Here is a 21,527-nt window from a genome sequence, read left to right as displayed (position 1 = left end):
AGTGGTTGCACCCTCTTGCCCGCACGGAGCTGGCTCCGCGGAGAGGCTGCAGCGGCTCCTTATTTTTGTGCAAAGGTACTAAAAAGTTGATGATTGAGGGTTGTGAGTTATGATATTTTTGTAATTTTGCAACTGATAATTGTATTTTAAAACATCAGAGTCTAAAATGAAAGTAGCAATCGTTGGCGCCAGTGGTGCCGTGGGTCAGGAGTTCCTCCGCATACTTGCAGAGCGCGAATTCCCTATGGATGACATGGTTCTCTTTGGTTCGGAGCGAAGCGCCGGACGCAGTTATAACTTCCGCGGCAAGGACTATCAGGTCAAGTTGTTGCAGCATAACGACGACTTCAAGGATATCGACATCGCCTTCGTTTCGGCCGGCGGAAGCACCTCCGAGGAGTTTGCAGAAACCATCACCCGCCACGGCTGCGTGATGATAGACAACAGCAGCGCCTTCCGCATGTGCGACGACGTGCCCCTGGTGGTGCCCGAAATCAATCCCGACGACGCCCTGCAGCGCCCCCGCGGCATCATAGCAAACCCCAACTGCACCACCATCATGATGGTGGTAGTGCTCAACCCCATCGACCGCCTCTCGCATATCAGGAAGATACACGTTTCCAGCTACCAGAGCGCCAGCGGCGCCGGAGCGGCCGCCATGCGCGAACTGGAGCAGCAATACCGCGAGATGGTGGAGACAGGAGAGGTGAAAACGGTGAGCAAGTTCCCCCATCAGCTGGCCTACAACGTCATTCCGCAGATTGACAAAATGACCGAGAACGACTACACAAAGGAAGAGATGAAGATGTTCAACGAGACGCGCAAGATTATGCACAGCGACGTCCGCACCTCGGCCACCTGCGTTCGCGTGTCGTCGCTGCGCTCCCATTCGGAGAGCGTATGGTTCGAGACAGAGCGCCCCCTCACCGTAGAGGAGGTGCGCCAGGCCCTCGCCAAAGCCCCCGGCGTTACCCTGAAAGACGACCCGCAGCACTACATCTACCCCATGCCGCTGGAGAGCGCCGGCCACGACGACGTGTACGTGGGCCGCGTGCGCAAGGACTTGGCCTCGGACAACGGCATGACCCTCTGGCTCACCGGCGACCAGATACGCAAGGGCGCGGCACTCAACGCCGTGCAGATAGCCGAATATCTGCTCAAGACAGGCAACGTAAAGTAGTTGCATCGTCAGGATGACAAAGGCTTGGCTGCACCGGAACCCGCTCCGGCAGCCAAGCCTTTCTGCGTTCACTCGCCTGCTGCAGCCGGCAGCAACGGCATCCTCATCGTCGCGGAATCTGTCTTTCCACCCTCCTTTTCGTCTTGTTTCAGGTCTCCGAAATCCCCGTTCCGGAAGCTTGAAGGTATCTATCGCGAACTTTCGACAAGTGTCGCACGATTGTTCGACACCTGTCGCAGATATGTGCGACACTTGTCGAAAGTTCCCGATAACCATCTTCAGCCCCTCAACCCTGCCGCTTCCGGCACCCGCCGGCGCCCTTTCTGCCCCCTTGCAAGCAAGGGATAAAGAAAAAGCGTTATGAGAAACTCGCCGCTTCTCATAACGCTTTCATCATCATTGTGTTGTTGTGGTGCGCCCAACAGGACTCGAACCTGCACTGCGTGAACAATTAGATCCTAAGTCTAACGCGTCTACCAATTCCGCCACGGGCGCTTTGCGGGTGCAAAGTTAGCCTTTTTTTGCCTCACGGCCAAATATTTATCGCTAAATTTGCGGCCATGTCGGCGGCGGCTGCCGCATGGCAGCAGGGCTGCGGAGGGCCTGCAATGGGGCGGGCGGTCTATGGCTTTTGGCGGATGAGGTTGCGGGCGTATTCTATCAGGGTGTCGTAACCCATGAGCAAATCTACCTGCGACAAGGCCACGTGGTGGTCGGGGTCGATGCCGAACTCGGTGCTCTGCTTGTCGGCGTCGTACATGGGGCAGGCCGAGAAACGTATGCCCCAGCCGTTCGGCAGCTCGCTGGAGAAGGGCATGCCGGCGCCGCCTCCGGTTCTGTCACCTACGATGCTGACGAGCGGAAAGCACTTCATGTACTTCACGAACTCATTGGCCGCGCTGTACACCTGGCGGTTGGTAAGCACCACGACTGGCTTCTGCCAGCGTATGCCTTTTGAGGGTTTGATGCGCTGCGGGGCCATGTCGGAGAAGTCGGAGTGCCCCTTTCCGGTTTTGTGTTGCATGTAGCCCACGAGCGTTTCCTCGTTGGTAAAGCGGGCGGCCAGCTGCTCGGCGCTGGTTATCATGCCGCCGCTGTTGCCGCGCAGGTCGATGATGAGGCCGTTGCAGGGCAGCAGGTAGGAGAAAATGTCGTCCAGGTTTCCTTCGCCCATCGCGCCTTCGAAGGAGCTGCAGCGCAGGTATCCGGTGTTGTCATCGAGCATGCGGTAGCGCATTCCGCTTGAGATGCGATAGTCGGTGCCGAGGTATTTGCGCAGCAGTGTGTCCGATACGTTGGCCGGATAGTTCTCCTGCCAGCTCCAGTTGCGCGCCACGTCGAAGCTTGAATAGATGTTCACGTGGCCGTCCTTCAGCTCGGCCAGCATGTTGGTAAGCACTTCAAACTCCTGCGTTTCGCTCATCCCGGCGTCAATCTGGCGCGAGTAGCGGTCGTGCACCTCGTTCCAGTCGACGCCTTTCTGCTCGAAGAAGCAGTAATGCTCATCCATAATGCGCCACAGGGCCTCAAAGTTGCCCTGCGGATTGTTGGCATATTCGTCTTCCTGAACGCAGGAAGTGGTCAGGTAAAGGGCCGTGAGCATGAGGCCGAAAGCGAGAAGTGAGCGGAGCGTTTTCATGGTTGGAGCTTGGCTAAGCTGAACTTCCGGACGATGCCCAGCACCAGGGCGTGGGTGTAGATGTGGTTTTTCAGGTGGTTTACGCGGGCCTGCTGGTAGTCGCCCAGGTAGCCCACGCGCACCGTGGCGTGCCAAAGGGGGAAGTCGTAGGTAAGCAGCTGGCGCATGCTCGGGGCATTCCAGAGGCCTGTTGGCACGATGTTGTGGTCGTAGTTGCCCTCGGAGAAAATCTCGTAGTACGACTGTCCGTAGTTTGGAGAGAACATCACTCCCAACAGCGGCACGCCGAGTTCATAGCACAAGGTGTGAGGGTGGTTCTTTATTGTGAACCGGTAAGCGGCCACCATTGTAGGAGTGATGTTGAAAAAGGCGCGGGCCTGGGCCGGATTATTGGAGTTGCGGGTGTTGTAGATGAAGCCGAGATTGAGGTCGGCATTGCCCCCCGCGCTGAGCGTAAGCTGTCCCGGGCCCAGCTGCATGTCAAGAGCACGGTAGTGGAAGCCGTACTGGAAGTTGTAGCTTCCTGCCATCTCGCGGCCCTTGCCCGCCCGGTTGTCGGTGTAGGCAAAGCTGCCCTGGTGTATGATTTCGCGCATCAGGCGGCTGTGCTCCTTCTCCCTCACGGTGTGGGAGATGTAGCGCAGCTCGGGGCCTGCATACTCCTCGGGCGACAGATACGTGTCAAGAATGTTGGCATGGGCCACGCCCAGCATCTTTGCATTGGTGATGGTGCGGGCTTGCTGCGCCGTTTCCTGTGCGCTCACGGCAGCAGCAAGCAGCGTGAGCAGGGCACAGAGGCTAATTGTTCTCAAGGTCTTCATCGGCAAACAAATCAAGTTGACCGGTTATTTCGTTAGCTACCTGCTCCTCGCTTTTGCCTGCATCGGGGTCGAAGTTCTCTTCCGGCTCGGCCGTAACGGGTTCTGTAGCTTGTTCTTCGTCGTCTCCCTCGTGGCTGTCGTCGGCTTCTTCGTCCTCGGTTTCGGGTTCCGGAGCCGGCTCCTGCAGCTCAATGGAGTCAATCTCCCATGTAGAGAGGCGCTTGCCTTTGGCCTTGAAGCCCTTTACGGCAATAAACTCTTCGAGGTCGATTTCCATTGGCGGGCGGCTTGCATCGTTGCCCCCGAAGGTTACGTTGATGCGAGGGTGGGGCTGGTCGGTAAGCATCACGAGCCTGCTGTCAGGGTTTTCGCCGAGGTAGTTCTGGTGTCTCTTGGTGGCGTCCATGAGGAACCGCTTCACGTAAGGATAGTTCTGGTTGTCGGCATCGAAGAGAACAGCCGTCCAGACTTTCTCCGGAAGCCATTTTTCTATGGTGCGGATGTTGTCCTCGTAGTGGTTGTTGATGTCGAAATCGGAGAGGTAGAAGTCGCCGTTTGCAAGGATAATGAGGATGGAGTCGGTATCGTTGAACTCGCCGAGGAAGCGTCCGTGCTCCTCGTAATTCAGTCTTCTGACGTCCGGGTCGAACCAAACCTTGCGGCCGCCGAGCGTAGAATGGCCGTGACTCTTTAGCGAGATGCGGTGCACGGGGCGCTTGGTCAGGAGCACGCCCTTGGCCCCGCGGCCCTTGATGGCAACCTTGGAGAAGTCGCGCTCCATGAAGATGTGGTCGCTCCTGCGCTTCGGGTTGGGCTCGTGAGTTACCTTGATGACCTCTGCCTCGCCGTTGGGATTGGCCGTGAAGTACAGCACCCGCGAGCCCGGCTTGCCCTGCGTGAGGTCGTACTCGCGGTCGCGCGTCATGCTGGTAACGTTGAACCGCTTCATGTAATAGTTGCCCTGCTTGCCGTCGCGGTACACAGCATTGTAGATGGTGCGCTTGTCGTTCTTCTTGAAAACCTGCACCCAGAGGATGTTCTTGCCCACGAATATCTTCTCGGCAACGCGTATTATCTTGTATTTACCATCCTTGTAGAAGATGATAATGTCGTCAATATCGGAGCAGTTGCTGATGAATTCGTCCTTCTTCAGGCCCGTTCCGATGAACCCGTCCTGCCGGTTAATGTAGAGTTTCTCGTTCGCTTCCACCACTTTAGTTGCCTCTATGGTGTCAAAGGAGCGGATTTCGGTCTTGCGCGGATAGGCTTTTCCGTACTTCTCTTTTAAGTAGCTGAACCAGTTAACGGTAACATCGGTCATGTGCTTCAGGTCGTGCTCTATGCCTGCTATCTCCTTCTTGGTCCGCGCAATGAGGTCGTTGGCCTTGTCCTTGTTGAACTTCAGGATGCGCTGCATCTTGATTTCGAGCAGCCGAAGGATGTCGTCGCGCGTCACCTCGCGGATGAACGACGGCTTGAAAGGCTCCAGCCGTGAGTCTATGTACTGCACCACGAGGTCGATGTTCCTGGCCTCCTCGAACTTCTTGTCCTTGTAGATGCGCTCTTCGATGAATATCTTTTCGAGCGAGGCAAAGAAGAGTTGCTCCTCCAGTTCGCCCTTGCGGATGAGCAGCTCCTGGCGCAGCAGCCCCATGGTGCTGTCGGTGGAGTGGCGCAACATGTCGCTCACGGTGAGAAAACAGGGCTTGTTGTCCTCTATGACGCAGCAGTTCGGCGAGATGTTAACCTCGCAGTCGGTGAACGCGTAGAGTGCATCAATGGTCTTGTCGGAGCTCACTCCGGGCGCCAGATGCACCTGTATCTCCACTTCCGAGGCCGTCATGTCGTCCACGCGGCGCACCTTTATCTTGCCTTTGTCTACCGCTTTGAGGATTGAGTCCTGCAGACTCTCGGCCGTCTTGCCAAAAGGAATCTCCCGGATAACCAGCGTCTTGCTGTCCAGTTTCTCCACTTTGGCCCTCACCTTGACAACTCCGCCGCGCTGTCCGTCGTTGTATTTGCTCACGTCAATGGCTCCCCCGGTGGGAAAGTCGGGGTAAAGATGGAACTCCTCGCCCTTGAGGTAGCTGATTGCCGCATCGCATATCTCGTTGAAGTTGTGCGGAAGAATCTTCGAACTCAGGCCAACCGCGATGCCTTCTGCGCCCTGTGCAAGCAGCAGGGGGAACTTAACGGGCAGCGTGACGGGCTCCTTGTTGCGCCCGTCGTAGGAGAGTTGCCACACTGTAGTCTTGGGGTTGAACACCGTATCGAGTGCAAACTTGGAGAGCCTGGCCTCGATGTAGCGTGGTGCTGCGGCGCGGTCGCCGGTCAGTATGTTGCCCCAGTTGCCCTGGGTGTCGATGAGCAGGTCCTTTTGTCCCAGCTGCACGAGGGCGTCGCCGATAGAGGCATCGCCGTGGGGGTGGAACTTCATGGTTTCGCCCACTATGTTGGCAACCTTGTTGTAGCGGCCGTCGTCCATACGCTTCATGGTGTGCAGGATGCGCCGCTGCACGGGTTTCAGTCCGTCGCCTATATGAGGCACGGCACGTTCCAGTATCACGTAGCTGGCATAGTCGAGGAACCAGTTCTTGTACATGCCCGATAGGTGGTGCACGGCCGAGGCATCGAACCTGTTGGCAGGTGTGTAGTCAGAGTGCCGGTCGGTGTCGGCATCGCCGGCCTCTTCGGCTGCCGATGCCTCGTCAGCGGTCTCTGCAGCCCCGCCGTCGGCCCCGTTCAGGCCGGCATCGTCGGCAGGCAGTTCCCTTCCCGTTGTCTCGTCGTCTGTATGCTTGTCGTTGTCCTTCATATTGAGTGCGGTTCAAATTATCCTTGCAAAGATAAGATAATTTTTCGAGACGGCAAAAAAATCAACCGCCTTTGGGCGTTTTCGGCTCCCCGGGAGCGTTAAAGCGTCTCCCCGGAGATATGCTTTGCGAACTTTCGACACTTGTCGCACGATTGTGCGACACCTGTCAAATGATTGTGCGACAAGTGTCGAAAGTTCCCGCTCACCCCATTCAAGCCCCGCAAGCCGGCCGGTCAGCCCCCTCAGTTGCGTCTTCCCAACCCGCCGGGCGGCGCTATTTACTCTATTTTAACGCGCGCCATGCGCTTTAATTCGCCAAAAAACCTTATCTTTGCAGGCAAAAATCGAATTAAAAGAGATTATGGCACAAGAAGATGTTTTCAAGAAGATAGTGAGCCATTGCAAGGAGTATGGCTTCGTCTTTCCCAGCAGTGAGATTTACGATGGCCTCGCCGCAGTCTACGACTACGGACAGAACGGCGTGGAACTGAAGAACAATATCAAGGAATACTGGTGGAAGAGCATGGTGCTCTTGCACTCCAACATCGTGGGCATCGATGCCTCCATCTTCATGCACCCAACGGTGTGGAAGGCTTCGGGGCATGTTGACGCTTTCAACGACCCGCTCATCGACAACCGCGACTCCAAGAAGCGCTACCGTGCCGACGTGCTCATCGAGGACCAGATAGCCAAGTACGACGAGAAGATACAGAAGGAGGTGGCCAAAGCAAGCAAGAAGTTTGGCGAGGCGTTCGATGAAGTCAAGTTCCGTGAAACCAACCCCCGGGTGCTTGAACACCAGCAGAAGCGCGACGCTCTGCATGCCCGCTACACCCAGGCCATGCAGGGTCCGGACCTTGAAGGGCTGAAGCAGATTATCCTCGACGAAGGTATCGCCGACCCCATCAGCGGCACCAAGAACTGGACCGACGTGCGTCAGTTCAACCTCATGTTCTCTACCGAGGTTGGTTCTACCGCCGATGGCGCCAGCAGAATATATCTCCGGCCCGAGACGGCACAAGGTATATTCGTCAATTACCTCAACGTACAGAAGACCGGTCGCATGAAGCTGCCCTTCGGCATCGCCCAGATAGGCAAGGCGTTCCGCAACGAGATAGTGGCCCGTCAGTTCGTTTTCCGCATGCGGGAGTTTGAACAAATGGAGATGCAGTTCTTCTGCAAGCCCGGCACCGAGATGGAGTGGTTCGAGTACTGGAAGCAACACCGCATGGCTTGGCACAAGGCCTTGGGCATGGGTAACGACAACTACCGCTTCCACGACCACGAGAAACTGGCCCACTATGCCAACGCCGCCACCGACATAGAGTTCAACATGCCCTTCGGGTTCAAGGAAGTAGAAGGCATACACTCACGCACCAACTACGATCTCTCGCAGCACGAGAAGTTCTCGGGGCGGCAGATTAAATACTTCGACCCCGACACCAACGAGAGCTACACACCCTTCGACGTGGAGACTTCCATCGGTGTAGACCGCATGTTCCTCTCCGTGATGTGCCACTCTTATACCGAGGAAGATCTCGGAAACGGCTCTTCGCGCGTGGTGCTCAGGCTGCCCGAGGCGCTGGCTCCGGTAAAGTGTGCCGTCCTGCCCTTAGTTAACAAGGACGGACTGCCCGAGAAGGCGCAGGAGATAGCAGACCAGTTGAAGTTCCACTTCAATACCCACATCGAGGTGAAGGACTCCATCGGCAAGCGCTATCGCCGCCAGGACGCCATCGGAACGCCGTTCTGCGTAACCGTAGATGGCGACACGCTGAAGGACAACCGCGTCACACTGCGCTCGCGCGACACCATGGAGCAGGAGCGGGTAGACGTGAGCAGCCTGCGCTCCATTATCGAAGACCGCGTGAGCATCACCTCTTTATTAAAGAAATTGCAGTAATCATGAACATCAGGTACATACATAACGCCCTCGCGGCAACGTGCTTCGCCCTGGCCGCAGTTGCCGGATTGGCCTCCTGCTCGGAGACGAACGACGACGAAAACGAGTTCGCCGACTGGCAGAACAAAAACGAAACGTACTTCAACAACCTCTATTCCTCGGCCTCGAGTCAGGGCTTGAAGGTTATTCGTAACTGGTCTTTCAACGACGGAGTGGCCACTCACAACTTCGACAACATCGTGGTCGAGGTGCTCAAGAGCGGCACCGGCTCGGGCAGCCCGCTCTATACGGACTCGGTGCGGGTGCATTATCAGGGCCGGCTCTTGCCCTCCAAGACCTACACCCAGGGGCTGGTGTTCGACCAGAGCTGGTCGGGAGAGTTCAATCCGCAGACCGCCAAGCCGTCTACACGGTTAGTTTCGCAAAACGTAGACGGCTTTGCAACGGCGCTGATGAACATGCACATCGGCGACCACTGGCTCGTTTACATCCCTTACCAGTTGGGTTACGGCACGACGGGTTCATCGAGCGGCGGCATTCCCGGATATTCCACGCTGGTTTTCGACATAACTCTCGACAGCTACTTCCGCCCCGATGCCACGGTGCCGGGTGCACAGGCAAAGGCCGGAAGATGGATAACAGAGTAAACGGTAAGCGGAGAATTGACACTTGGTTGGTTCTCCGCTTCTTATTATATAATAGGTACAAACGGTTGTTGTGTACGCACACAAATCTTTGATATAGGTCAAGAAGAAGGCCGTTTTTGGCAAAAAGCGGGCTCGAAGTATTGCGTGATACGCCAGATGGTTGTATCTTTGCATCGTCAAAAGGAAACAATAGGCTGTTAGTAAGGTAAGAAGTCAGGATTAACAAAGGTATTAGAACAAGGTAACAAAGAGCTTCAGGATTGACAAGAGAGTAAAGGTATTAGGCAAGGTAAATAAAGATTGTAACAGGAAAAGGTGTTAGTTGTAAGGTAAACTAAAGATTGTAGAAGGGACAACGATAAGATAGGTATAGGTAAAAGAGGAATTCGACCCGTCGTGAGACAACGTCTTTTTCAGGATAATCATTAGAAGAAAGGAAAAATTATGAGTATGACATTGATTTTGGGCATGTTTGTGGCCTACGCCGCAATTGCCATGTGGGCAGACAACTTGGAACAGTGGTAGCCCCATTTAATAAGAGAGAACATAGAATTTGAATATGAGGAAGGCAATCCCACATCAGTGGGGTTGCCTTTTTTCGTAGCTTTAGGCCGGCCTGCCAACAATCTTTGGCAATTATGGGGTTAATGTTTGTGGCAATGTTTAAAAAGTAGTACCTTTGCAATTCAAGGGATAATATGAGCAAAAAGAGCGACGCTTTACTGGCCAGTATTCGTGAGGGACGGCCTCTGACGAATGCAGATAAACTCAGTCTGATAATCGGTTTGAGCATTCCTTCTATGCTTGCGCAGATTACCAACGTGCTGATGTTCTTCATCGATGCCTCCATGGTAGGCCATCTGGGTGCCGAGGCGTCGGCCAGCATCGGCCTGATAGAAACCACCACCTGGCTCATGGGCAGCGTGATGGGTGCCCTGTCGATGGGCTTTTCGGTGCAGGTGGCTCACTTCATCGGTGCCAACGACTTTATCAAAGCGCGCCAGGTGTTCCGCCACGGGCTCACTTGCGGCGCCGTGGTCAGCGTGTTGATATGCGCCATCGGCGTAGGCATCCACGTTCCCTTGCCCTATTGGCTCGGCGGCGGGGCCGACATAGCGCCCGATTCCTCACGCTATTTCCTCATCTACTCGCTCACTCTGCCCTTCGTCATGTTGTTTCACCTCTCGGCGTCGATGCTCAAGAGCGCCGGCAACATGCACACGCCGAGCGTGCTGAGCATACTGATGTGCGTGTTCGACGTCATCTTCAACTACCTCTTTATCTATATCCTGAACCTGGGAGTGATGGGAGCAGCCATCGGAACGGCCTGCGCCTACATTGCCACCTCCATGCCCATGGCCTACATGGCCATGTGGCGAAGCAAGATACTGGCGCTGAACTTGGACCGCGAACGCTTCAGGTGGAACTGGAACTACGTGCAGAACGCGCTCAAGATAAGCCTCCCCATAGCCGTGCAGTCGTTCTTGATGAGCGGTGCCCAGGTGGTGAGTACGCTCATTGTGGCACCTCTGGGCAACATCGCCATAGCCGCCAACTCCTTTGCCATTACGGCTGAGAGCCTCTGCTACATGCCCGGCTACGGCATAGGCGACGCTGCCACCACGCTCGTTGGCCAGACCCACGGCGCCAACAGGCTCGATTTGTGCAAGAACTTTGCCTACATGACGGTGGGCATCGGCATGCTCGTGATGACTTTCATGGGTGTGGTGATGTACATCTTTGCCCCGGAGATGATTGGTGTTCTCTCGCCCGTAGAGGGCATCAGGCAGTTAGGAACCCAGGTGCTGCGCATCGAGGCCTTTGCCGAACCGTTCTTTGCAGCCGCCATCGTGACAGCAAGCGTGTGCATAGGTGCGGGCGATACGCTGCGCCCTGCCATGATAAACCTCTTCTCCATGTGGTTTGTGCGCCTCACAACGGCCGCCCTCCTGGCCCCTCACTACGGTCTGCGGGGCGTGTGGATAGCCATGGCGTGCGAACTGACGTTCCGCGGCACGCTCTTCCTCATCCGCCTTTTCAGCGGCAAGTGGATGAAAGGGTTCTCCGTGGCACACGCCACAGAGTAGCCTCACGGAGAGCTCACGGCTCCCCGCAACTTCTGTATTTCAAGCTGTAATTCTTCGTTCGGCAGCACGCCTGGTGCTCCCTCGGCACGGCGCCTGTTTACGGGCGCTGCGGCGGAGCTATGCTTCAAGCCCCTTGAACGATACCTTCAAGGGCGTTGAAGGGCTGCATCAAGAGGCTTGAAGCATAGCTCCGGGAAAACGGCCCGCAACGAGCAGCCCGCCGGGTGCTGTCAGTAGGCGGTTTTCTCGGCGCTCTGCTGCCACATTTCGAACGCCCTGCGGGCCTCCTGGGGCAGCAGAATTTCCATCTTCTTGTGCCGCTCGGCGGGGCTGAGGGCTATCTCGCGGTAGATGAAGTCGTCGTCGAACCCGATGCGTGCAGCGTCCTTCCGGTCGTTGGCATAGTAGATGCGGTCCAGGTGAGCCCAGTAAATGGCGCCCAGACACATGGGGCACGGCTCGCAGCTTGTGTATATCTCGCAGCCCGAGAGGTCGAAGGTGTCCAGCCTGGATGCGGCTTTCCGTATGGCGTTAACTTCGGCATGAGCCGTCGGGTCGTGGTCGGTGGTCACGCTGTTGCTGGCCTCGGCTATGATTGCCCCATTGCGGGCAATGACTGCCCCGAATGGTCCGCCGCCGTTCTTCACGCTTTCTTCGCTCAGAGCTATTGCCCTTCGCATCAATTCGTTCTTATCCATTTATTTTTGTTAGCTTAGGTTCTGCTGATAGCAATGCGGTTTCCGGAGTGCGCACGGCAACAAGGCCTGCGGCCTGCTGCCCGCATGCGCAAATTCCATACACCGTGGGCAAAGATAGCGATTTATTGAGACATGGCGAAGGCTTTTCGTTTGTTTTTTCGTATCTTTGCCCTCTCAGCATGGCAAAACGGATGGAAAACAACCCCAACAGCAATATTACCGCACGCGAACTCTACGACAGGGTGGCGCTCATTGCCGACAGTTGCGACGGCGGGGGCACGCTGCTCAACCACCTGGTGTTCGAGACCCTGCAGCTTGTCTGCCAGGCCGGACTGCAGGGGGAGCGGCATGCCATGGGCGGACTCATCACGCAGGTTGACAAGGTTTGTACCCGTTTCCACCTCCCGCAGCCCGACCGCACGGCCCTGCAAGCCGCCCGGAGGCAGTCAAAAGGCCCCGAACCCATGACCTGCAGGCAGGCTCTGCAGGCCGCGGGGGCGGTGGCAAGGCTCGTCTCGGCCGTGTTCAGCACCGCCATCCCGGCCGATGTGGCCCGGCGCATCCCTCATTTCGCGCCCGAGGAGAGGCATGGGCTGAAGCTGGACCTGCAGTGCGTGCGCTGCATCGTGCGCAGTTGGGACGGCCAGACCATTACGGCAGAGGCCGACATCGACGCCGCGCACACCACCATCGAAGTGGATATAGCCAACCGCAGACAGTTTGCAGACCTGAGCTACCTGCCCCGCCTGCTGCGCGAAGGCATGCAACTGAACCTGTTGGGCTGTGAGCAGGCCGGCCGCAGGCTCGTACCCAGGCTCGTGGTGGCAGAACCAGACTACCTGATAGATATCAGCGCGCTGGCTGCCTGCTTCGAGGACTACGGCCACCATCCGCTCCTCTACACCGTGAACCGCATGAAGGCCAAGCCCAACACCCGCCACACGGTGCTCGGAAACTTTGCCGGCAGCGCGCTGGACGACATCATCAACAACCCCCGCTACGACATGCAGGACACCGTGAGGAGCAACTTCAGGGAGAAAGCGATGGAGTACGCCACCTGCGAAGACCTGGACCCGGTGGCTTTCAAGGCCGAGGCGGCCCGCCAGGTGGAGAACATCAGGCTGATGACGGCCGACCTCTTCCGCTCTCACGACCGCAGGCAGGCGCTGCTGGAGCCCTCTTTTGTATGCGAGAAGCTGGGACTCCAGGGGCGCGTAGACCTCCTTACGACCGACCTCCGGCTGCTGGTAGAGCAGAAATCGGGCAAGAGTATCTACATAGAGCGCAACTTCAGCAACCACGGAGCACAGCATCTGGAGAAGCACTTCGTGCAGATGCTGCTCTACCTGGGCGTGTTGCGCTACAACTTCGGGGTCAGCAAGGAGCACGTAGACAGCTATCTCATGTACTCCCGCTATCCTCTGGAGCGCGGACTCATCGAAGAACACGCCTACGATGAGCTCTTCTACGAGGCCATCAAACTGCGTAACCGCATCGTGGCAGGCGAGTATTGCATCGCCCAAGAGGGCATGGAGGCCCTCTTGCCCGCACTTACGCCGGCCGCGCTGAACACTGCCGGCATGCAAGGATACTTCTACGAGACCTTTCTCCGGCCGCAACTGGAGGCCGTGACGGCCCCCCTGCAGCACCTCTCGGAGCTGGAACGGGCCTACTTCTGCCGCATGATGCGCTTCGTGACGGCCGAACTCGTGGTGGCCAAAACGGGCGGTCCGGGCAGTCAGGGCACCAGCATGGCCGACCTGTGGAGCATGCCCACGGCCGAGAAACGCGACTCCGGCAACATCTACACCGGGCTCACCATCAGCCGGAAGGAACGCAGCAGCGGCTTCAACGGCTACGATACCCTCACGCTGAGCGTACCTGCACAGGGCGAAGACTTCCTGCCCAACTTCCGTCCCGGCGACATGGTGTACCTCTATGCCTACCGACCGGGACAAGAACCCGACGTGAGGAAGAGCTTTCTGTACAAGGCCGTGATGGAAGAAATACATACGGCAACGCTCACGCTCCACCTTACCGACGGCCTGCAGAACCCCGACGTGATAGAGCGAATGCCGCTTTCGGCAGCCGGCTTCAAGCCTCTCTTCGCCATAGAGCATGCCGGCAGCGACGCCGGAGGCAGCAGCGCAGTGTTCTCCCTGCACGAGTTGATGACGGCACCGCAGCCCTGCCGCGACCTCCTGCTGGGCCAGCGCGAGCCGCGGAGGGATGCCTCGCGCACGCTGACCCGCAGCTACAGTGCCGATTACGACGACATGCTGCTGCGTGCCAAGCAAGCTCTTGACTACTTCCTGCTGGTGGGCCCGCCCGGCACAGGCAAGACCTCGATGGCCCTGCAGTTCATGGTAAGGGAGGCGCTGGCCTCACGCGGCAGCGCTGCATCACTGCTTTTGATGAGTTACACCAACCGGGCAGTGGACGAAATCTGCGATATGCTGGTCTTGGCAGGCATCAACTTCATCCGCATAGGCAACGAGTTCTCGTGCGACAGCAAGTTCCGAAGCCATCTGATAGGCAGCATCGTGGCCGAGCATCCTACCCTCGAAGCCCTGCGCGAGCGCATTCTGGCAACGCAGGTCATCGTCAGCACCACCTCCATGCTTGTCTCCCGGCCGTTCATCTTCGCGCTTAAACGCTTCGACCTGGCCATCATCGACGAGGCCAGTCAGATACTCGAACCCAACATCATCGGCCTTTTGGCTTCCCATCACCCATCACCCATCACCCATCACCCAGCCCTTAACACCCATCACCCATCACCCACCACCCCCCAGAACATAGCCAAATTCATCCTCATAGGCGACTACAAGCAGCTGCCTGCAGTGGTTCAGCAGGACGAAAGGGAGTCGGCAGTGAGCGAGTCGCTATTGCTCGGCATCGGTCTTGACAACTGCCGGAACTCCCTCTTCGAGCGGTTAATCCGCACGGAACAGCGCAGCGGCCGCACCGACTTTATCGGAATACTGCGCAAACAGGGCCGCATGCACCCCGCGATAGCCGAGTTTCCGAACCGGATGTTCTACTTCAGCGAGCGTCTGGAGCCCGTTCCGCTGGCCCATCAGCTTGAAACGGAGCTGCCCTACACGCTCCCCGCCGAGGACGAAATGGACCAGCGGCTCAAGAGCAACCGGCTGTTGTTCATCCCGTCGGCCAGTGATGAGACTGACGGAACAGGCGACAAGGTGAACGAAGAGGAAGCTGCCATCGTGGCCGACATGCTCCGCCGCATCCACAGATTTTACGGACAGGCCTTCGATGCCGACCGTACAGTGGGCGTAATCGTGCCCTACCGCAACCAGATAGCCATGATACGCAAGCACATAGAGCGGCTTGGGACGCCCCAGCTGGAACGCATCAGCATCGATACCGTGGAGCGTTACCAGGGCAGCCAGCGCGACATCATCATCTACTCCTTCACCATCAAGCACCTTTACCAGCTCGATTTCCTGACCGCCAACAGCTTCGTTGAGGCCGGACACACCATAGACCGCAAGCTCAACGTAGCCATTACGCGGGCCCGCAAGCAGCTCATACTGACCGGGAACCCCCGTTTGCTGGGCCGTAACGCGCTCTTTGCCGCCCTGATAGCCCACATCCGCCAGCGCGGGGGCTATATTAATAAGGTATAGGAAATCCCTATCAGGCGGGGGAAAACACCCTACTAAGGGTGCTGTTTCCCTATAAATGGCCTGTTTTAAGTATTTTTTTTGCAAAACCCTTGTGGCTTTCAAAGTTTCGAAATATATTTGCACCCGTTGAAACGAAACAACAACAGGGCCGATGAAGCCCTAAAAACATGAACTTAATAAAAACTTTTGAATGATGAAAAAGATTATGTTAATGGCAGTAGTACTGCTCTCATCAGTTGCAGCAAGTGCTCAGCACGCTGTAGGTTCGTTTACTCTGCAGCCCAAGGTTGGCATGAACGTGGCTAACCTGACCGAACTCGACAACGCCGACTCACGTATAGGACTGGCCGCCGGAGCCGAGTTAGAGTATCAGGTAAGCGACATCTTCAGCCTTTCCGGTGGCGCTATATACTCCATGCAGGGCTCTAAGTATGACCGGACTATTCTGAAACAGAACATCAAAACAACCACCAAGCTCGACTATATCAACGTACCTATCATGGCCAACGTATATGTCGTGAAGGGGCTGGCCGTGAAGCTGGGCATCCAACCGGGCTTTAACGTGAACAGCAAGCAGACCTTCAGCGGCAAGACCGTTATCGGTGATGTTGACGAGAAGGCTGAACTCGACGCCAAGTCGGTAGACTTCTCCATCCCTGTAGGCCTGTCTTACGAGTACAACAACGTAGTGCTCGACGCCCGTTACAACTGGGGCTTGACCAAAGTATTTGACGGTTCGGACGCTAAGAACAGCGTTTTCCAGATTACGCTCGGCTACAAGTTCGACCTCTAAAACAAGCTCTTGATACACAGCTGTCCGCCTGTCGCTCCGCAAGGAGAGGCAGGCGGACTTTCCGTTTATTTACGGGCACTCCGGAAGAGGTACCGTTCAAGCTCCTTGTTCATGCCCTTCAGGCGCCGTGCTGACAGGCTCCGGCGTAGATATAAAATACTTTAAATAAACAATTTTAATTAAAAAAACACTTGTTACAACGAAAAATAGGCTTATATTTGCACAGGTATTAAAATTTTAAAGGTAACGGACCGTCAGGTCCAAGAATATTAACATTATAAAAAGAACAGAGAATTATGAAGAAGATTGTATTAATGGCAGTGGTGATGTTGGCATCAGTAACGGCTTTCGCACAGCACAGGGTTGGTTCCATTACTATCCAACCTAAAATCGGACTCAATGTAGCAGACCTCACGGACTCCCCGGGCGACTCGCGTATAGGCCTCGTCACGGGTGCTGAATTTGAGTTCCAGCTCACTGATATCTTTAGTCTGACCGCCGGTGCACTGTACTCCATGCAGGGTGAAGACGACGCCAAGCTGAACTACATCAATGCTCCCATCCTGGCCAACGTGTATGTAACGCGCGGACTGGCCGTTAAGTTGGGTCTTCAACCGGGCTTTAACGTAAGCGATGACGATATTTCGGGCATCAAATCCGTTGACTTGGCCATCCCCGTAGGTGTCTCTTACGAAGTGAACCGCTTTGTGTTTGACGCCCGTTACAACTTCGGCGTGACCAAAGTAGCTGACTGGGCAGACAGCAAGAACAGCGTGTTCCAGTTCACGGTAGGCTACAAGTTCAATCTCAAGTAAGGCCACCGGCCATACTGCCTGCCCCGACAGGAGCGGGCGGTTTATTCCACCAAACGAAGAAAAGGCTCTTTACCCCAGCGGGTAGAGAGCCTTTTCACGTTACCGGTTCAGCTGTTTTTTCAGCAGTTCCGGTATCTCGCTGGTCTCGTTTGCTACCGGTACGCCTGCTGCCTCGAAAGCAGCAATCTTCTCGGCAGCGGTGCCCGAGCCGCTTGATATGATGGCTCCGGCGTGCCCCATCTGCTTACCCGGGGGCGCCTGGCGGCCGGAAACGAACACGGCAACGGGCTTGGTGACGTGTTCTTTGATGAACCGGGCGGCTCGCTCCTCTGCATCGCCGCCTATCTCGCCTATCATCGCGATGCTGTCAGTATCTGGATCGTCCTCAAACATCTGCAGTAAATCCTCGAAATAGAGGCCCACCACGGGGTCGCCTCCTACGCCTACGGCCGTTGACTGGCCCAGTCCGGCCTGCGTGAGGTTGTACACCACCTCGTACGTCAGCGTGCCGCTGCGGCTGATGACGCCCGTTCCGCCTTTCCTGAAGATGTTGGTCGGCATGATGCCTACCATGCTTTCATCGGGCGAGATGAGGCCCGGACAGTTGGGACCTATCAGCTGTGCGCCCTTCATGCGGATGTAGCGCTGGGCTTCGACGGCGTCAATTACGGGCACGCCTTCGGTGATACAGATGATGAGTTTGATGCCTCCGTCGGCTGCCTCCATCATGGCATCCTTGGCAAAGGGTGCCGGCACGAAGATAACAGAGGTGTTGGCACCCGTTGCGCGCACAGCATCCTTCACGGTGTTGAACACGGGTATGCCCTCTACTGTTTGCCCGGCTTTGCCCGGCGAGGTGCCTCCAACAACGTTGGTACCGTAGTTTTTCATCTTGGCAGCATGGAAGCTGCCGTCGCGACCGGTTATTCCCTGAACAATCAGTCGGGTATTCTTGTTTATCAGTATGCTCATTTCAAATTGTCTTTAATCATCAATAATCAGTTATTTACCTTTCTCCGCGGCCCGTGCTCCTTGGCAGCAGGGCCGCCGGAGGGCTGCTTCCTACAGCTTGCCGGCCAGCTCCACGGCCTTGTGTCCGGCGTCCGCCATGCTTGTACCTACTGTAAAATGGGTGCCTTCGAGCAGCTTGCGGCCCTCTGCCTCATTGGTTCCGGTAAGCCGGATGACGATAGGAACGTCGGTCTTGATGAGCCGGAAGGCCTCGATGAGGCCCTGGGCCACGTCGTCGCAGCGCGTAATGCCGCCGAAGATGTTGATGAGCACCACCTTTACATGCTTGTCGCTGAGCAGCAGCTTCATGGCTTCCACAATCTTCTCGGGGTTCGATGAGCCGCCTATGTCGAGGAAGTTAGCCGGGTCGCCGCCATATAGTTTAATCATGTCCATGGTGGCCATGGCCAGTCCTGCACCGTTAACCATGCAGCCTATGGTGCCACCCAGGTTCACGTAGCTGAACCCCTTGTCCTTGGCTTCCTGCTCCTTGCGCTCGTCGTCGGTGGGTTCAAAGAGTTCGAACACGTCGGGATGGCGGTACAGGGCATTGTTGTCGAAGGTCATCTTGGCATCAATGGCCTTCAGCCGGCCGTCCTTCGTGACCACCAACGGGTTGATTTCGGCCAGCGAGGCGTCCTTTTCAACAAAGAGGCGGTATAGGTTTTTGAACACCGGCACGGCCTGTTTAACGAGCTGCATGTCGTCGAAGAGCTTGAAAGCAGCCTCCCTCGCCAGATAGTCGGTCATGCCCACGAGCGGATCTATGGCTATTTTCTCTATCTTCTCCGGTGTTTCGCGCGCCACCTGCTCTATGTCCATGCCGCCTTCTCGGCTGAGCATGAGGAGCGGCGACTTGCTCTTGCGGTCTATGAGTATGCTCACATAGAACTCCGATGCAATGTCAACGGCCTCGCCAACGAGAACTCTGTCAACGGTGAAGCCCTTGATATTCATTCCTAAAATCTGCGAGGCATACTGCCGCACCTGCTCTTCGCCCGTGGCAACCTTCACGCCTCCGGCCTTTCCCCGGCCTCCGGTGTGCACTTGCGCCTTGACTACGGCCTTCTCGGTGCCCAGCTGTCGGAATGCCGCTACGGCCTCGTCGGCGGTACGGCACAGGATGCTGTGGTCAACGGGTAGTTGATAACTTGCAAAAAAAGCTTTTGCCTGGTATTCATGAACCTTCATAGTAATAACATTAGTTTAGAACAATGGCACAAATATAAGGCTTTTTTCGGAATGTGAAAAGAAAAAAACGAAAGATTATCCTGCCGCCACTTAAAATTCCGCCGGCCGCTGCCGCCGCTGCGTTAACAGCGTACCGGCGGCACGGAAACGAGCCTGCCGCAGGCTATCAGATGAGCTCCAAAAACGCATTTCGTAAGTTGTTGATTTTCAGATAGATACAAACGACGCTCTTGAAGGTGCCTTTCAAGCCCCTTGAACGATACCTTCAAGCTCCTTGACCGATACCTTCAAGCTCCTTGACCGATAGCATCAAGCGCCCCGAAGCATAGCTCCGCCCAAACTGCCGCATGCCACCCTCTGCCCCGGAGGCCGAAAAAAGCCCTGCCACCTCTCCTTGGCGGAGCAGACGGCAGGGCCCTGATGCTGCCCCGGCGGTTTGCCGCAGGCTGCCCGATGCTGCTTGCAGTGCGGGCTTACTTGATGTTCCAGCGCAGTCCCACCTTGAGGTTCAGGTTCCAGGGCTTATCGGTCCAGGCGCTCCGGATGCCGCTGTGGTTGTTGAACTCGTACTTGCCGCCCGGCTCCACGTACACACCAATCTGGCTGTTGAGGTTGTACTGCGCGCCCACACCCATCTGGGCCGACCACTGCGGACGGTCTTTCTTCATCCCGGTCTTCACGCCGCCGGTTTCCGACTGCGCCTTTACGTTGAAGTCTACCTGTCCTCCGCCCGTGGCGTAGACGCTGAGATGCCTGCTGTCCCACAGCGTGTAACGCAGCCCCAGCGGCACGCCAACGTACTGCAGGCGCTGCTCGCGCGTTACCTGGGCATCGCGCATAACCTGCGTAAAGTCTGATGACAGATAGCTGTACACCACACCCGACTCAACCGCCCAGCGCCCGTTGAGGCGGTAGCTCACCGTTACGCCCACCGTAAGCGGCAGCCTGTGCTTGGTCTGCTCGTTGTAGCCGGCAAGGTAAACGGTTTCCTGCTGGTCGGCGCGCAAGGCCGGTTTGGCCAGCTGGTAGCTTGCCAGCAGCTCGTTGCTCATGCGCACTCCCGTCTGGTTCAGTGCCCCCATGCTGCTGTTGTAGCCGTTTTGGGCGTAGAGGTCAACGTTCCATCGCGCGCCCTCGGCAGGCCTCCGTGTACGGTTGTAGCCGTAGGCAGTCGTGGTGCCGGCGGGTTGCGGCTGGCTGCGTTGGGGCTTCTGGCGGCTCTGTTCGTGGCCTTCGGGCTGCACGGGGGTGGCTTCCGGCTGGCCGCCGGGCGTGTTCCGGCTGTCGTGCCCGCTGCCTTGCTGCGCCAAGAGGGGCTCCTGCCGGCCGTCGGCAGCATGCTGCGGAGCCCTTGGCTGCACGGCTGCCGCGCGCCGGGTGAGGGCTTCGTGCAGCCTGGCCAGGAGCGGGGAACCGTCCTGCACGGGTGCGCCGGTATCTGATTTCGGCAACGATGAAGGGGCCGGAACAGGCTGCTCCGGCTGCCGGCCGCCGGCCTTGTGGCCCACGACGGGCTCCTGCTGCGACGGCAACAGCCAGACCGCGCCCAGCGAGATGACGCCAACCACGGCGGCAGCGGCCAGCAACCGGCGCAGCCGCACTATCATGGCACGGCGGCGCAGGTGCTCGTCGAGGGCAGCATCCAGCCGCGCGCGGAGTTCTGCCGGCGCCTCGGCGTGATGGCTGCCCATCCGCTTTCTGAGTTCATCTGTCCAGTCTTGCTTCATCGTTCTTTTGTTTTCGTATATTCGTTTATCATCTGAGCCAGCATTTTCCGGGCTCTGTGGAATTGAGAAGCCGAGCTACTTTCCTTGATGCCGAGCGTATCGGCAATCTCTCGGTGGCTCTGTTGCTCGAACACGTAGAGGTTAAATACCGCCCTGTAGCCCGCAGGCAGGCGGCGTATCATGGCCAGCAGCGCCTCTATGGGCACGTTGGCAGGCTGCGGGTCGGCCGTTTCGCCGGTCTCGATGGGCTGCTCCGTGAACACCAAACGCTGCCTGCGCTTGAGCAGGTCGATGGCTTCGTGGACCACGATGCTCATGAGCCAGCTCCTGAGTGAGCCCTCGCCGCGGTAGCTGAAGCGGCCTATGTGGTCGTAGACCTTGAGGAACGAGTCCTGAATTACGTCCTCCGCGTCGCCGTCGTCGGCCAGATAACGGCGTGCAACCGTCCATGCACAGCCCGCATAGCAGTCGTAGAGCGCCCTCATCGCTCCGCGGCTGTCATGTTTCCATGCCTTCAGTATCTGCTGCTCCGTCATGTCTACGAACGTGC

The 21,527-nt window shown here is 57.1% G+C and carries 15 protein-coding genes and 1 tRNA gene; 7 read left to right on the top strand and 9 right to left on the bottom strand.

The window, feature by feature from the left end; translation table 11 throughout:
- Positions 1-166 precede the first annotated feature (166 nt).
- On the top strand, positions 167-1,180 hold the full coding sequence (locus BMW31_RS09865) for an aspartate-semialdehyde dehydrogenase (RefSeq protein ID WP_091824947.1): 1,014 nt from the start codon (positions 167-169) through the stop codon (positions 1,178-1,180).
- Between the two features lie 410 nt (positions 1,181-1,590).
- Here the strand turns inward: BMW31_RS09865 and BMW31_RS09860 are convergent.
- The 4 genes from BMW31_RS09860 to BMW31_RS09845 form a co-directional block, all read right to left on the bottom strand.
- Positions 1,591-1,675: transfer RNA gene (locus tag BMW31_RS09860), tRNA-Leu, on the bottom strand.
- A 127-nt stretch (positions 1,676-1,802) separates the two neighbouring features.
- Complete coding sequence (locus BMW31_RS09855) at positions 1,803-2,819, bottom strand: S41 family peptidase (RefSeq protein ID WP_091824944.1); 1,017 nt, start codon at positions 2,817-2,819, stop codon at positions 1,803-1,805.
- Positions 2,816-3,640 carry a DUF3316 domain-containing protein gene (locus BMW31_RS09850; RefSeq protein ID WP_091824940.1) on the bottom strand — a complete coding sequence of 275 codons (825 nt, stop codon included), beginning with the start codon at positions 3,638-3,640 and terminating at the stop codon, positions 2,816-2,818. The genes BMW31_RS09855 and BMW31_RS09850 overlap by 4 nt, the downstream gene beginning before the upstream one ends.
- Positions 3,618-6,455 carry a DNA gyrase/topoisomerase IV subunit A gene (locus BMW31_RS09845; RefSeq protein ID WP_091824938.1) on the bottom strand — a complete coding sequence of 946 codons (2,838 nt, stop codon included), beginning with the start codon at positions 6,453-6,455 and terminating at the stop codon, positions 3,618-3,620. The genes BMW31_RS09850 and BMW31_RS09845 overlap by 23 nt, the downstream gene beginning before the upstream one ends.
- Positions 6,456-6,816: 361 nt before the next feature.
- Here BMW31_RS09845 and BMW31_RS09840 point away from each other — a divergent pair, with 361 nt between their 5' ends.
- From BMW31_RS09840 to BMW31_RS09830, 3 genes are all read left to right on the top strand, one after another.
- On the top strand, positions 6,817-8,358 hold the full coding sequence (locus tag BMW31_RS09840) for a glycine--tRNA ligase (RefSeq protein ID WP_091824934.1): 1,542 nt from the start codon (positions 6,817-6,819) through the stop codon (positions 8,356-8,358).
- 2 nt (positions 8,359-8,360) lie between these two features.
- Entirely contained in the window at positions 8,361-9,005 is a 645-nt protein-coding gene (locus BMW31_RS09835) for an FKBP-type peptidyl-prolyl cis-trans isomerase (RefSeq protein WP_091824930.1), read from the top strand.
- Between the two features lie 698 nt (positions 9,006-9,703).
- On the top strand, positions 9,704-11,092 hold the full coding sequence (locus BMW31_RS09830; protein ID WP_091824927.1) for an MATE family efflux transporter: 1,389 nt from the start codon (positions 9,704-9,706) through the stop codon (positions 11,090-11,092).
- A gap of 230 nt (positions 11,093-11,322) precedes the next feature.
- Here the strand turns inward: BMW31_RS09830 and BMW31_RS09825 are convergent, their stop codons facing one another.
- Positions 11,323-11,790, bottom strand: coding sequence for a nucleoside deaminase (locus BMW31_RS09825; RefSeq protein ID WP_091824924.1), 468 nt, complete (start codon positions 11,788-11,790; stop codon positions 11,323-11,325).
- 191 nt (positions 11,791-11,981) lie between these two features.
- Between BMW31_RS09825 and BMW31_RS09820 the strand changes: the two genes are divergently transcribed.
- From BMW31_RS09820 to BMW31_RS09810, 3 genes are all read left to right on the top strand, one after another.
- Complete coding sequence (locus BMW31_RS09820; RefSeq protein ID WP_091824921.1) at positions 11,982-15,440, top strand: AAA domain-containing protein; 3,459 nt, start codon at positions 11,982-11,984, stop codon at positions 15,438-15,440.
- A 193-nt stretch (positions 15,441-15,633) separates the two neighbouring features.
- Positions 15,634-16,233, top strand: a complete 600-nt coding sequence (locus BMW31_RS09815; RefSeq protein WP_091824918.1) for a porin family protein — start codon at positions 15,634-15,636, stop codon at positions 16,231-16,233.
- Positions 16,234-16,529: 296 nt separating this feature from the next.
- Positions 16,530-17,048: a porin family protein gene (locus BMW31_RS09810; protein WP_091824915.1), complete on the top strand. Its 519-nt coding sequence runs from the start codon at positions 16,530-16,532 to the stop codon at positions 17,046-17,048.
- Between the two features lie 99 nt (positions 17,049-17,147).
- On the opposite strand, the gene sucD is transcribed toward BMW31_RS09810, so the two are convergent.
- From sucD to BMW31_RS09790, 4 genes are all read right to left on the bottom strand, one after another.
- Positions 17,148-18,020, bottom strand: coding sequence for a succinate--CoA ligase subunit alpha (gene sucD / locus BMW31_RS09805; protein WP_091824912.1), 873 nt, complete (start codon positions 18,018-18,020; stop codon positions 17,148-17,150).
- Between the two features lie 90 nt (positions 18,021-18,110).
- Entirely contained in the window at positions 18,111-19,250 is a 1,140-nt protein-coding gene (gene sucC, locus BMW31_RS09800) for an ADP-forming succinate--CoA ligase subunit beta (RefSeq protein ID WP_091824909.1), read from the bottom strand.
- A gap of 473 nt (positions 19,251-19,723) precedes the next feature.
- Positions 19,724-20,977, bottom strand: a complete 1,254-nt coding sequence (locus BMW31_RS09795; protein WP_091824906.1) for a porin family protein — start codon at positions 20,975-20,977, stop codon at positions 19,724-19,726.
- Positions 20,974-21,513, bottom strand: a complete 540-nt coding sequence (locus tag BMW31_RS09790; protein ID WP_091824903.1) for an RNA polymerase sigma factor — start codon at positions 21,511-21,513, stop codon at positions 20,974-20,976. The genes BMW31_RS09795 and BMW31_RS09790 overlap by 4 nt, the downstream gene beginning before the upstream one ends.
- Positions 21,514-21,527: the final 14 nt, after the last annotated feature.

Origin of the sequence: Prevotella sp. kh1p2, assembly GCF_900111525.1 — a bacterium.
Lineage (GTDB): Bacteria > Bacteroidota > Bacteroidia > Bacteroidales > Bacteroidaceae > Prevotella.
Note: the sequence above shows the minus strand (reverse complement) of the source record. Positions and strands in the feature narration are given on the sequence as shown.